This window comes from uncultured Campylobacter sp., from assembly GCF_938045405.1.
Taxonomy (GTDB): domain Bacteria; phylum Campylobacterota; class Campylobacteria; order Campylobacterales; family Campylobacteraceae; genus Campylobacter_B.
In genome coordinates this window covers 1-12,759 of sequence record NZ_CALIMW010000121.1, presented here as the reverse complement: position 1 = coordinate 12,759, position 12,759 = coordinate 1, and the positions used below count along the sequence as shown (strand labels likewise).

General features: G+C 45.8%; 9 protein-coding genes and 1 pseudogene. 4 read left to right on the top strand and 6 right to left on the bottom strand.

From position 1 onward, the window contains the following. The 5 genes and pseudogenes from Q0140_RS04530 to Q0140_RS04510 all read right to left on the bottom strand — a co-directional run. Window positions 1-237, bottom strand: a pseudogene (locus tag Q0140_RS04530) (riboflavin synthase); the annotation flags it as partial. Window positions 238-338: 101 nt separating this feature from the next. After that, window positions 339-659, bottom strand: a complete 321-nt coding sequence (locus tag Q0140_RS04525) for a c-type cytochrome (protein WP_297962313.1) — start codon at window positions 657-659, stop codon at window positions 339-341. A gap of 279 nt (window positions 660-938) precedes the next feature. Further along, complete coding sequence (locus Q0140_RS04520; RefSeq protein ID WP_297962312.1) at window positions 939-2,492, bottom strand: cyclic peptide export ABC transporter; 1,554 nt, start codon at window positions 2,490-2,492, stop codon at window positions 939-941. 707 nt (window positions 2,493-3,199) lie between these two features. After that, window positions 3,200-4,477 carry an ArsS family sensor histidine kinase gene (locus Q0140_RS04515; RefSeq protein WP_297962310.1) on the bottom strand — a complete coding sequence of 426 codons (1,278 nt, stop codon included), beginning with the start codon at window positions 4,475-4,477 and terminating at the stop codon, window positions 3,200-3,202. Then, window positions 4,470-5,141: a response regulator transcription factor gene (locus Q0140_RS04510; protein ID WP_366112838.1), complete on the bottom strand. Its 672-nt coding sequence runs from the start codon at window positions 5,139-5,141 to the stop codon at window positions 4,470-4,472. The genes Q0140_RS04515 and Q0140_RS04510 overlap by 8 nt, the downstream gene beginning before the upstream one ends. A 149-nt stretch (window positions 5,142-5,290) precedes the next feature. Here Q0140_RS04510 and Q0140_RS04505 point away from each other — a divergent pair, with 149 nt between their 5' ends. Genes Q0140_RS04505 through Q0140_RS04495 form a run of 3 tightly spaced genes read left to right on the top strand, consistent with a single transcriptional unit; the run spans window position 5,291 to window position 9,019 of the window. Beyond that, window positions 5,291-6,715, top strand: a complete 1,425-nt coding sequence (locus Q0140_RS04505) for a metalloid reductase RarA (protein ID WP_297962306.1) — start codon at window positions 5,291-5,293, stop codon at window positions 6,713-6,715. A 22-nt stretch (window positions 6,716-6,737) separates the two neighbouring features. Continuing rightward, on the top strand, window positions 6,738-8,495 hold the full coding sequence (locus tag Q0140_RS04500; RefSeq protein ID WP_297962304.1) for an FAD-dependent oxidoreductase: 1,758 nt from the start codon (window positions 6,738-6,740) through the stop codon (window positions 8,493-8,495). Then, window positions 8,492-9,019 (top strand): cytochrome c3 family protein, encoded by a 528-nt coding sequence (locus Q0140_RS04495; protein WP_297962302.1) that lies wholly within the window; start codon window positions 8,492-8,494, stop codon window positions 9,017-9,019. Before Q0140_RS04500 ends, Q0140_RS04495 begins: the two co-directional genes overlap by 4 nt. A 553-nt stretch (window positions 9,020-9,572) precedes the next feature. On the opposite strand, the gene mnmG is transcribed toward Q0140_RS04495, so the two are convergent. Further along, the gene (gene mnmG / locus Q0140_RS04490; protein ID WP_297962300.1) at window positions 9,573-11,465 is read right to left on the bottom strand and encodes a tRNA uridine-5-carboxymethylaminomethyl(34) synthesis enzyme MnmG; all 1,893 of its coding nucleotides are present in this window, start codon (window positions 11,463-11,465) and stop codon (window positions 9,573-9,575) included. A 328-nt stretch (window positions 11,466-11,793) separates the two neighbouring features. Between mnmG and bioB the strand changes: the two genes are divergently transcribed. Continuing rightward, on the top strand, window positions 11,794-12,759 hold a 966-nt coding region (gene bioB, locus Q0140_RS04485), incomplete at its 3' end, for a biotin synthase BioB (RefSeq protein ID WP_297962298.1).

The window sequence follows — 12,759 nt, the reverse complement described above, 5'->3', positions numbered from 1 at the left end:
CCGCATCGCAGGCTCGATATGCACCGAGCCGTGCAGGTTTTGCACGGCGATGACGCTCGCCGTTTCGCTAGAAAGCTGCACCGCAAATCCGTCCGCAAAAAGCCGCGTCACGCTCAGGCACGCGCCGTTTACCGCGACGCTATCGCCGAGCGCAGGTCGGTATCTCGCGCGCAGTCGCAGCGAATCGCTGCTAAAGCTCGCAACCTGCGCGATCTCTCTGATCAGTCCGTTAAACATTATGAGCCTTTGGAATTTTTACGTGATATTAGCGTAGAATTTTGAAATTTTAAATTAAGCGAAGTTCGGCGAGCGCAAAGCCCGCCAAATGAAGTTTGAAATTATTTTTTAGAGACGATGAAATCGGCTAGCGCTTCGATCGATTCGTCGTTAAGTGAAGCGACTTGACCCTTCATAACGCCCATCATGCCGAATTTTCCCTTGCCGTCGCCCAAGCTGCCGTCTTTGTAGCCCTTTAGGCTAGCTATGATCTCTTCCTTACTTAAGGTGTTTAGCGCAGGTACTTTGCCGCCAAGATAAGGCTTCTCGGCGTTAGCTCCATGACAGGCCACGCATTTTTTATACAATGTAGCGCCGTCAGCGGCGAATACACTCGAACTAAACGCCGCAACCGCAGCACATGCAATAAGAACTTTTTTCATTCCTATCCTTTCTTTTTAAATTGTGGGTGCAGTATAATCAAAATTTAGTAAATTTCGGTTAAATTTTTGCAATTTGCGCCAAAGAGGCAAAATTCTATCTACTGCAAACTTTAGCATAGGGGCTTGAAGCGGAATTTGCGCTGTAAAATTTTAAGCGAATTTCGCCTTGCCACTTAAATTTCAATCGTAGAATTTTGCAGCGAAATTCTAAGGCGAAATTTCATCTAGATGTCAAATTCCATCGCGAAATTTTGCGCAGAATTTTAAAATTTCGCCGCTTTACTTTATGCGCGAAATTTCGCCTCTTTGCATCTTATAAATTTTATCTGCGGCGCCGAAGTATTTATCATCGTGCGAGATCGCAAATATCGTGTATCCGCGCGATTTCAGCTCGGGCAAAATCCGCTCGTAAAACTCCGCGCGAAACTGCGGATCGAGATCGGCCGCAAACTCATCGAGCATCAAAAATTTTCGCCCGTCCATCAGCACGCTTACGAGCGCCAAACGCTTGCGCTGCCCGCTAGATAGGCTCGTGGTGCTAAATTTAGCCCCCTTTAGCTCAACCTTATCCTGCAGGTGCGTAAGCGCTAGCCACTCGCGCGCGATGTCCGCATCGCCCGTAGCGTAGTCGAAGAGATAAAAATCGCTGAAAACCGCGCTTATGTTATTGCTGTAGGCGCGCAGATCAGAGGGTTTAAGGGCTGCGCCGTCGGCTAAAATTTCGCCTGCTTGCGGCGTATAAAGGCCCGCTAAAATCATAAAAAGCGTCGATTTTCCGCTGCCGTTTTCGCCTATTAAAAATACCGTCTCGCCTGCATTTAGCTGCAAGTTTACCCCTTTTATACCGAATTTCCCGTCTGGATACGAAAAGCCCACGTCTTTAAGCTCCAGGCTGCGCCACGGCTGCATTTGCGCAAGCTCAAAGCCCTGCACGAACGGGTCTAAGCCTAACTCATTGATCTTTGCGTAGGCGATCTTGGCGCGCAGCACGCTAGGAAGCGAGAATATGAGCATCATCAAAGGCGCACGCAAAAAAAGCACCGTAAGCGCGATCGTTACGGCGTTTGCAAGCTCCGCTTTGCCGCCGCTAAGCCCAAAATAAAGCACAAAGCCCACCGCGCCAAGCATCATCACGTTCATAAAATTACTCGCAAACGCGCCGTAAACCTCGGCTCGCAGCGAGCTTTGGCGTAAATTTTGCGCATTGGGCAAAAAGTCGTTTTCATATAGGCTCTTCGCTTTGGCTAGGCTTAGCGACAGCTCCTTGTGCCCCTCGATTGCCGCGGCGTAGTTTTTATACAAAACGTCCTCGTTTTGGCGGTACAAATCGTAATTTTGCATGACTTTTTTCATCAAAAAGCGGTTGAAAATCATCAGCGCGCCGATCCAGACGAATAAAAACGCAAACATCATAGGCGCGATGTATAGCACATAGATGCCGCAAAATAGCACGATCATCGCGCCTTGAATGAGCTCGGATATGCGCATAAAGCCCTCGGTCAGGCGCGAAATATCGCTGGAAAGGGACGCAAGCAGGTTCGCCTTCGACGCAGCCTCGATGCGCTCGAACTTCGTATCGATGATCTGCTTGATGATCTTGGTGCGCAGATCGAATACAAAGTCATTTTCCATCTTGCAAAGCATGATACGGCTTAGCACCGAAAGCAGCAGAAATAGCGCCAAGAGTGCGAAAAATAGCGCGATGATGCGCCCGCCTCTTTCGGCGCCGTCAAGTAGATATTTATTGATAAAGCTTAAAATCAAGATCCCCGAGCCGCTGTAGATCGCGTTTAGCGCGAGCATCGCGAGGATTTGTTTGGTATATTTTTTCATCATTTTGCCCCAACGAAATTTGAGCGCAATTGTGGCAAAATTCGCTTGAAAAAACGGTTAAATTTTAAATCCGTTCTCATTTCGTCGGCTAAATTTCGCCTTAATTTACGCAAAATTTTATCGCGAATCACATCGTTTACGGGGCATGCTGCTATTTATATGTATCACGCGGCGCTAATTTCATCCGCATTCTTATTTTAATTCGCTTCGTTTATATGCAACACTTGCCAATCTCCACTACGTCGATATACCGCCAGATACCCATACATCATACCTCGACGACAGAACGCGCTGTCGTTAAATTTTACCCACGCCAAAATCAAAATTTTAAAATTACTCATCGCCACAGTCTTAACAAGCAGTATAAAATTTAACGCCGCGCATCAACCAAAACGATCACGTTCAAATTCAGACGCCCTCATGCCGTACTCTACTAAAATTTTATCTTTTCTGCACGACGAAAGAGCCGTTAAATTTTAGCGTGCGTGTGTGAATTCTTCTTCAGCTACCTTATTGTGGCTTCTGCGGAGTGACTAAATATCTAAAAAATCTCGGAATTATCGTAAACCAAAAAAATATAGCAGATATCACAGGGATGTCATTATAACTATTAATAACAGATTTGTTAGGCTTTATAAATGAATTAATCAGCGCAAATAACGAGCTTAAAATAATTTATAAGTATTAATAAACAAGTTATTTTTAGATCAAGTGTTTATGAAACATATTAGAAAAATATTTTTACCGTCTTCGTACTTGTATTTTAAGGTGTGGCCGTGTTTTATAAAAATTTGGTTTGCGATATAAAGCCCAAGGCCAAGTCCTGAATTTGACGTCTCTACCTTTCTGTTAAAAGCTCTTTCAAAATCGAGTCTTTCCGGTTCAAGCTCATCTCCTGTGCTGCTTATACAGACGGTGTTTTTATCTATATTTACAAGGACTTTGCCGCTAGAGTATTTTAAGGCGTTATCGATTAAATTTTTAACTCCGGTTGCATAAAGCTCAAAATCAACCTCAACCGCACTTATTTCCGCATCCGCTCGCACTTCTATGCGGCTCGTGTCTTTTAATAAAAGCATATCTACCGAGTGATCGACGATGTCTATAACTCGATGCTTATTTTTCTTAAGCTCCCATTGATTAGATACTAGTTTTTCGACCTTGACAACCTCGCCAAGTATCATTTCTAGCCTTATAAAAATTTGTTTTAATCTACTTTTAAATTTATCGTCTTGTAAGATTTCGGCTAGCATATCTGCCATGATTCGCCCCTTCATTATCGGGTTGCGAAATTCGTGCAAGATGTTACGTAAAAATAGCGCTCTAGCCTCTTTTATCGCATCTATTTTTTGCATCGTCGTATTAAATTCGCTAGCGATTTGGCCTATTTCATCATTTGCCTCTACTTTTATCAGTCTAAATTTGTCTTCTTCTCCCGCCCTTCTTATCATATTTTTTAAATTTCTGAGTCTCAGCAATTTTTTTAAGACGACTATGAAAAATGCGGCCATTACGATATTTACTATAAGCCAAAGTATCCAAATGTTATGCGAAGAAATTTCTTCTAAATTTTCTAAAGGCAGATCGTTTTTCGCAATGTCATTTTCGCTTGATATATTAAGCCCTGCCGCATCCATAATGCGCGAAAACATTTTAGGATCAATAGAAGAAAATCTAGGGACAAAATAAAACTTTTTGTTATACCTTATCATATCGGCATACGAATCGCTAAAAATTTTCTCACCATTTTGCCTGATCTCATTTGGATCGAGATCACTATTTTTAAGTCCGATTTGCGCTAGCTGCTTGGTTATATTGCCGTCTTCTTGTCCGCGTATGCGCATGCCTAGCATAAAGCGCTGGTAGGCAAAATACTCCGCATCTCTTATTTGCCTTTTTGATTCGATGAAAAATGCTAAATTTACTATAACTAACGCAGCAAAAAAGAAAAAAGATATTAGTTTGATTATGGATATATTACGCATTGATAAATTTATACCCTATACCGCGCACGGGGTGGATGAAGTGTGGATTTTTAGGGTCGTCTCCTATCTTTTGGCGCAAGCGCCCTATGGCTACGTCGATACTTTTTAGCCCACTTTGAAATTTAGCCTGACCTAAATTTAACAAAATATCCTCTCTTGATACAACTATCCCCTCTTTTTCATAAAGGTAGATAAAGATATCAAATTCCGCCTTTGTAAGCGCTATGGCTTCTCCATTTTTTAATATAGTGCGTCTTTGTTTATCTACGCAAAAGGTTTTGAAGTCATTGCCAGCTTGTATCCCTCGGCGAAGTATCGCCCTTAGCCTAAATGCAAGCTCTATTGGCTCATAGGGCTTTGCCATGTAGTCGTCCGCCCCAAGCTCAAAGCCCTTTATCTTATCTAGCGTTTCGCTGCGAGCCGATGAGATAATGATAGGTAGCGATGGATAGCTGTGTCTTACGTGCTTGCACACTTCAAGGCCGTCCATGTCGGGCAAGCCAAGATCAAGCACCAATGCGTCAAAAGCATTTTTTGCGTCTAGAATTTTAAGTCCTTCAACCGGATTTGTGACTATGGTTACGCCAATCTCGCTTTTTAGCAATGCATATTTTAAAAGCTCGGCCAGATCAAGATCATCTTCTATAAGTAAAATTTCTATCATAGTAGTGATTATATCAAATTTAAAATTTAAAACTAAAAAATATTTTTTAGTTAATGTTACCAAAATCTTACCGTTTTTGATAGGCCTACATGTTATAATTTCGCTCATAAATCCAAAGATGATGGTGTAAAAATTTAAAGGAGGTTATAGTGAAAACATGTTTTTTGACGATCGGCAAGAGTAAATTTGCTCTTAGTTTGGCTGCGTTTATGGCTATGGCGTCCAGCGCTAGCGCTAGCGATAGCTTGGCGGAGGCTTTACAAACAAGCACTATGGGTGCGACAGTATTTTCATACTACGATATGGACTCGACAGAGTACTTCCCGCCAGCTAGCAGAACAAATAAAATTCGTGAGCACATCGGCGGCCTAGGTGCTGAGCTTAGGTTTTTAACTGGCTCTTACTATGGCTTTAAGCTTGGTCTTACGGCTCAGGGCTTAGTAAATTTCGGTCCGTCAAAGGCTGCAAAAGAGTATTTTGCCTATGACTGGAATAGCGAAGGTGTAGCACTTTCAGAGGCCTACTTAGGATATGAAAATGACTATATCGACTTTAAACTAGGTCGCCAGTACTACAACTCAAAATACACAGGCCTAGTGCCGCCACTTGTGGCAACAAACACGGACGTGGGCTACAAAGAGGCATTTGAGGGCGTGAGCGCTAGGATAAAGCTTGATAGTATAAATACCGTTATCGGCCTAGCTGACTTTTGGAAATTTGCAGGTAGATCAAGCGCGGTAACGGGCGGCGATCATGGTGCGCCAAGATTTAAAGACAGAGTTGTTATCGGCGGCTTTGGGCCTTACGGCTATAAATTTGACAATATCTTTAACTCATTTGTGACATATAGCGGCCTTCCCGGCGTCTCGCTCACGGCCGGTTATGCAAACGTATCTGGTCTTGAATACGATGACGCGGCCAATTCAAAAAGCGATATAAATTTCTACTTCGCAGCTACTGGCTACAAAACGCCTACGCTTTTTGAAAACGCGGTAGTTGGAATAGACTTTATGTATAAAGGCTCAAGAACAAACGGTACTTTAAAAGAGAATTTCGACTTTAACGGCAACTACTACGCAGGCATGATAGGGCTTTATAACGCTTACGGCTTTGATCTTAGATATGCATATTCAACCGTTAGCAAAAACCAAATGGCGCTTCAAGGTATAGGTAACGACGTTGGGTCATTTACGGCTACTCCGATCTACGGTCCGTTTTTATTTATGAATTTTGCTGGTATGAATTTACATAAATTTAGCGCAGGCTACGACTTTAGCAACGTAGGCGCCGAGGGTCTTAGAGTGGACGCTGACTACTGGTATGGCAAGCAGCATAACGGCAGCAACGTTCGCTCAGGCGGCCTTCATGGTCAAGCGCCAGGAACTAGGATAGATGTAGAGGGCTGGGACGTGCAAGTTAGCTATAAAGTTCCTGCAGTAAAAGGCTTAAAGCTATCTGCTATCTACGAAACTATGGATAGAAAGCTAAAATATACAAACGGTGGCTCTGACGGCAAAACGACGGATGAAGAGCTTTGGCTAAGAGCCTCTTATGACTTTGACATATTAAAATAAAACTTGAAACAAGGAGTATAAAATGGTAGAAAAAAATGAACTATCACGCCGCTCGTTTTTAAAACGTAGCGGAGCGCTCACGCTTGGCTCGGTTGTGGCTGGATCTGCGCTGCTAACAGGCTGTGATAACCCGAACAATCACCTCATCCATCCAAAAAAGGAAGTTGCAAAAGCCCCTGAAGTGCCAAAATGGCTGGGCGCTGAGCCGCAAATTTCAGACAAAGATATCAAAGAGACGCTTGAAACCGATGTACTTATCATAGGTGCCGGCGTTTCGGGACTCCACGCTGCGCGCGCTGCAACTGAAAAAGGTGCAAGGGTTATCGTCCTAGAAAAAGCCGGTCGCTTTCAAGTTAGAAGCGGTCAGTACGGTACTCTAGGCAATAAATTTCAAAGAGAGCTTGGCATCACGTATGATAAGAATGCGGCTATAAATGAGCACTTAAAACAGATGGGATACCGTGCCGATCAGCGCGTTTGGAACTACTGGGCGGAGCACAGCGGCGAGGACTTTGACTGGATGATAGAGCTTGCTCCTGCGGTGCATTTTATGAAAGAGACCGATACGCAGCTTGATAGAAGTAAGATAAATTTGATGCTTATGCACTATCCGCTCCCGGCAGGATACGATCCAAGCAAAGAAAATAGCCCAAGCTATCCAACCGTTATGACATTTTTGCCTAGCCAAGAGCCGATGATGGAGCTAGTTTATGAAAAGTCTATAAAACAAGGCGCAAAATATATCTTCAAAACTCGCGCACAAAAGCTACTTCGCGACAAAACAACTGGCAAAATGCAAGGAGCGATCGCGCAAAATATGTCTGATGGCTCATATATCAAGATAAATGCCAAATCAGTAATCTTAGCCACGGGAGACTATATGAATGATCCTGAGATGGTAAAAACATTTGTGCCGTGGGTGGCAAATTTCTTCTGTCCGTTTCCAAACAGAGACTACAAAAACAATCCGACAAACACGGGAGACGGGCATAAGCTTGGCTCATGGATAGGCGCAAAGCTAGAAGACGGACCGCACGCACCAGTCGCTCACACGCTTGGCGGACCGCTTGGCGTTGATGCGTTTTTACTAACAAATGCAAAGGGAGAGCGCTTTACAAATGAAGATCTAAGCGGTCAGCAAGTCACTCAGCCGCTCTCTCGCCAACCAGGAGGCTTTGGCTGGCAGGTATTTGACTCTAAATTTCCAGAGCAAGTCGGCCTCATGGGCGTATCACACGGCAGTGTAAACCACTGTGTAGAAGATAATCCAAAGCTTCCATCTGACTGCCAGTGGGCGATAGGCAAAACATCGTATATATCGGTAAAAGATATTGAAGAGATGCCTGATGTATTTAAAGCAAACAGCATAGAAGAACTTGCCGGTATGCTATACCCTAATAATCAAAAGGCACAAACGCAGTTTTTAGCAACTATAAAACGCTACAACGAGCTATGCGACAAAGGTTACGATGATGACTTTGGTAAGACCGCAAAGAGGATGTTTCCAGTACGTCACGCGCCGTTTTATGCCGGCAAAATGGGAGTAGGTGCGAGCCTGGTCGTAATGGGTGGCTTTACCGTTGAGCCAAGCACTGCAAATGTGCTAGATACTAACTATAACGAAATTTCTGGACTTTATGCCTGCGGTAACGTCATGGGCGGACGCTTTTTGGGCGATTATCCGGTAGTTTTAGCCGGAACTAGCCACGGAACATGTCTATGCTACGGACGCTTAGCAGGCTATCAAGCGGCGGCGAACGCAAAAGGAGTAAAAGCATGAGCAAGAGAAGAAAATATACGATAATAGGGCTAATAATAGCTGCCGTCATAGGTTTTATAGCGTTTCATCAGGTACAAGCAGCTAGCCACAAAGCTGAATTTTGTATCATGTGTCACAACATGCAGCCAGAGTATGACTCTTTTACAAAGGGAAATATGCTAGCTAAAAAGCATAACGACGCAAATGTAACATGCCATGACTGCCACGTCCCAACCATAGGTGAGCAACTAAACGAGGTCAGGATGTATGCGATGGGCGATTTTGAGATGCCAACAAAACAAAGAGGATTTACAAACGAGCAGTGCACCAGCTGTCATAAGATAGACGATATCAGGAAAAAGACTGCGCACTATGGTTTGTCTAACCCGCATAATGGTGTCCATAATAGAGACAATGAAATGCTTCAGTGCCAATCATGTCACGCAGTGCATCATCCGCAAAAGCTAAATACTTGTATGTCTTGCCACCCGATAGACTGGAAAGTAGATAGCAGCTGGAAGATGTATCCGCCTAGCGAAAAATAATCTTTAATCCGCCTCGCTCGGGGCGGATTTATCTCCTCTGTAAATATAAATAGCTCAAGATAAGTTAAGCGGATTTTCTCTTATCAATTTTAGCAAAAAGCAATGGATCTTTCTTTTATATCTGTAGTTTAGTAGCTCAAATTTAAAACAATTTAGATATTTAATGCCGTCTATATATCGTTCGACTATTTCTTCAAAAATAGTAGGTATTTCTTCTTCTCGTATAACGTCTTTTAATATGAATATGTTGTTTATTCCTGAGGTGTCAATACTAAAACCTAATTCTTGAATGTTGTTGTCGGCCGCGTCCTTTAATTTATGCTGTTCGAGAAATAATTTTGAACCAGGAAGTGAATAAAAAAGAATTTCGGCGACATACCGTATGTAAAAAAAGTATTTTTTGAGCAATTCTTGACAATGAATCTAAATTTACTATTGGCGTAATTATCAAAACATAGTTTTAGTTCAAACTGAAACATATTTTAAAATATCGTCCAGATTTTTCACTATAAATTTTAAAATTACTTTATTAAGCCTTTTATACTTTAGCATTCTATTCTCGCTTTATCCCAAGCTTATCGCCAAAATTTTGCTTGATGTAAATGTGCAAAATATCGATCGCGGCGGGCGTTACGCCGCTGATCTCGCTCGCGGCAAAAAGCGTCGGCGGCGCGAAGCGATTTAGCTTCTGCACGATCTCGTTGCTAAGCCCTCCGATCTTGCTAAAATCGATCTGCGGCGGGATCGAGACGCCAAGCAGCCCCTTCATCCTCTCGACCTCGGCGCGCTGCATCGCGATGTAGAAATGATACTTGCACTGCGTTAAAATTTCATCCAAAACCTCATCGCTAAAGCCCTCAAAATGCGGCGCCAGAGCTAGCAGACCCGCCTTTGAAAAGCCGCTTTTGGCTACAATTTTTTGCAAGCTGCAGCTTTGCGAAATGGGCTCCGCTCCGATACTTTGCAGCAGGCTAAGCGTCTGTTTCGAAGGGGTAATCTGCGTTTTTAGCAAAAATTCCATTCCGCTCTGCGCGTCGTGCTTAAATTTCCTCGCCCGCTCGTAACTCGCCTCGTCTAAAAGCCCGATCTCGCGGCCGTATTCGCTTAGACGCAGCACGGCGTTGCCCTCGCGCAGCAGCAGGCGAAATTCCGCACGCGAAGTAAACATTCGGTAAGGCTCGTTCGTGCCCTTGGTAACCAGATCGTCGATCAAAACGCCGATATACGCCTCATCTCTACGCAAGATCAAAGGCTGCCGCCCGCGCAAATCAAGCACGGCGTTGATGCCCGCCATTAGCCCCTGCGCCGCGGCCTCCTCGTAGCCGGTGGTGCCGTTGATCTGGCCTGCCAAAAACAGCCCGCGGATCTTTTTGGTCTCGAGGCTGTGTTTAAGCTCGGTAGGATCGATAAAATCGTACTCGATCGCATAGCCCGGGCGGACGATTTTAGCATTTTCAAAACCTTTGATCGTGCGCAAAAATGCAATCTGCACGTCGTAAGGAAGGCTCGTAGAAAGCCCGTTTACGTAATACTCCGTAGCCTCGCGCGTCTGCGGCTCGACGAAGACGTGGTGGCGGTCGCGATTTGGAAATTCATAAATTTTAGTCTCGATGCTCGGGCAGTAGCGCGGGCCGGTGCTTGAAATTTGCCCCGTAAACATCGGCGCGCGGGCGAAATTTTTGCGGATGATCTCGTGCGTTCGTTCGTTCGTATAAGCGATGAAGCAAGCAAGCTGCTTCGGCGCAAAATTTTTGCTGCGAAAGCTGAAAGGGCGCGGATCTGCGTCGCCGTCTTGGCGCTCAAGCACGCTAAAATCGATCGTCTTAGCATCGATCCTCGGGCAGGTGCCCGTCTTTAGCCGCCCCATTTGCAGCCCCAGACTTCGCAGCGATTCGGCTAGCTCGACGCTCGCTAGCTCGCCCACGCGCCCCGCTTGCAGCTTGTTCTCGCCCACGTGAATTAGCCCGTTTAAAAAGGTGCCGGCGGTGATTATCAGATGCTCGGTCTCATAAACGTTGCCAAGATGGCTCTTAATGCCGCAAACGCTCGGAACGCCATCCTGCTCGCAGGTTAAAATTTCGCTCGCGATCTCCTGACTTACGTCCAGCCCCTGCGTGTTTAGCAGCAAATTTCGCATGTAGATGCGGTATTCATCCATATCGATCTGAGCACGCGAGCCGCGCACGGCGGGGCCCTTGCTCTCGTTTAAAATTCTAAACTGCAGCCCGCATGCATCCGCCGCAAGCCCCATCTGACCGCCCAGCGCGTCGATCTCCTTTACCAGATGCCCCTTTGCAAGGCCGCCTATTGCGGGGTTACAGCTCGCAGCGCCGATCTGCTCGGCCAAGATCGTAATTAGCAGCGTCTTTGCGCCCATTTTTGCGGCGGCTAAGCTTGCCTCGATACCCGCGTGTCCGCCGCCCACAACGATAACGTCGTATTTCATTTTTTGCCTTTAAATTTAAAGTAGCAATTTTAGCCAAAATAAAATTTCAAAACGATAAATCGCACGCAGATGTCGCAGGTAGCGGCTCGCTATTATTTTTAATACGCGTAAAATTTTACCGTATCGCGACTTTTAAGCGATTTTAATTTGTGCCGCCGCAAGCGCACAGACGAGCCGTCCGTAAAAGCTTCGGCACAAAATCGGCGAGCAAGGGCGTAAAATTCCGCGTAAATTTTTAGCGCAAAATTCCTACGCCAAATTTCGCGTGCGAGCTTTGCTTTAAATTTAGCGTTGTATAATTACGCATTTTTTTCAAAAAGGCTAAGTATTGATAGACAAATTTTATATTTCCGAGCTGAAAGATCGCGTGACGGCGGGCTGCGAGATTGCAAAGCAGCAGGCGCTAGAGCTGGCGCGATGCGAGGATTTGGGCGCGCTTTTTGCGGCGGCGGATGAGATCAGGCGTGCTTTTTGCGGCGATAAATTTAATCTCTGCACGATCATAAACGTAAAATCGGGGCGCTGTAGCGAGGACTGCAAATACTGCGCGCAGTCGGCGCATTTTAACACGGGCTGCGAGATTTACGGAATTTTGAGCGAGCGGCAGGTGCTAAGCGCCGCGCTTGCGAACGAAGCCGAGCAGACGCACCGCTTCTCGCTCGTCGCCAGCGGGCGCGGAATTTCTCAAAAAAGCTCCGATCTGAAGGCATACTGCGCGATCTATGAGAGGCTGCGAAGCGAAACGCGGCTGCATCTGTGCGCCTCGCTGGGGATCGCTTCAAAGCCCGCGCTGGCGCTGCTTAAAGCAAGCGGCGTGCAGACCTATCATCACAATCTCGAGACTTCGCGAAAATTTTATCCGCAGATCTGCACGACGCACAGCTACGACGACCGCATCCAAACTATCGAGAATTGTCGCGCCGTGGGACTTGACGTATGTAGCGGCGGGATTTTCGGGCTGGGCGAGGGCATGGAAGATCGCATCGATATGGCGCTGCAGCTGCGAGAGCTGGGCGTTAGCTCCGTGCCGATCAATATCCTGACCCCGATCAAGGGCACTCCGCTGCAAGACGCCGCGCCGCTGGCGCACGATGAAATTTTAAAATCGATCGCGATCTACCGCTTCATCTTGCCGCGCGCGTACTTGCGCTTTGCAGGCGGCAGGCGGAATTTGGGCGAGCACGTGCGCACGGCGCTTGGATGCGGTATCAACTCGGCGCTTACGGGCAATTTCCTGACCACCACCGGCGATAGCATCGCAAACGATAAGGCGCTTGTGGCGCAGTGCGGGTTC

What these genes read in the sequence shown, in the direction of transcription:
- Q0140_RS04510 (WP_366112838.1), bottom strand. Translation starts at nt 5,141, where the DNA reads ATGATAGAAATTTTACTTATAGAAGATGATCTTGATCTGGCCGAGCTT.
- Q0140_RS04520 (WP_297962312.1), bottom strand. Translation starts at nt 2,492, where the DNA reads ATGAAAAAATATACCAAACAAATCCTCGCGATGCTCGCGCTAAACGCG.
- Q0140_RS04500 (WP_297962304.1), top strand. Translation starts at nt 6,738, where the DNA reads ATGGTAGAAAAAAATGAACTATCACGCCGCTCGTTTTTAAAACGTAGC.
- Q0140_RS04525 (WP_297962313.1), bottom strand. Translation starts at nt 659, where the DNA reads ATGAAAAAAGTTCTTATTGCATGTGCTGCGGTTGCGGCGTTTAGTTCG.
- Q0140_RS04515 (WP_297962310.1), bottom strand. Translation starts at nt 4,477, where the DNA reads ATGCGTAATATATCCATAATCAAACTAATATCTTTTTTCTTTTTTGCT.
- mnmG (WP_297962300.1), bottom strand. Translation starts at nt 11,465, where the DNA reads ATGAAATACGACGTTATCGTTGTGGGCGGCGGACACGCGGGTATCGAG.
- Q0140_RS04495 (WP_297962302.1), top strand. Translation starts at nt 8,492, where the DNA reads ATGAGCAAGAGAAGAAAATATACGATAATAGGGCTAATAATAGCTGCC.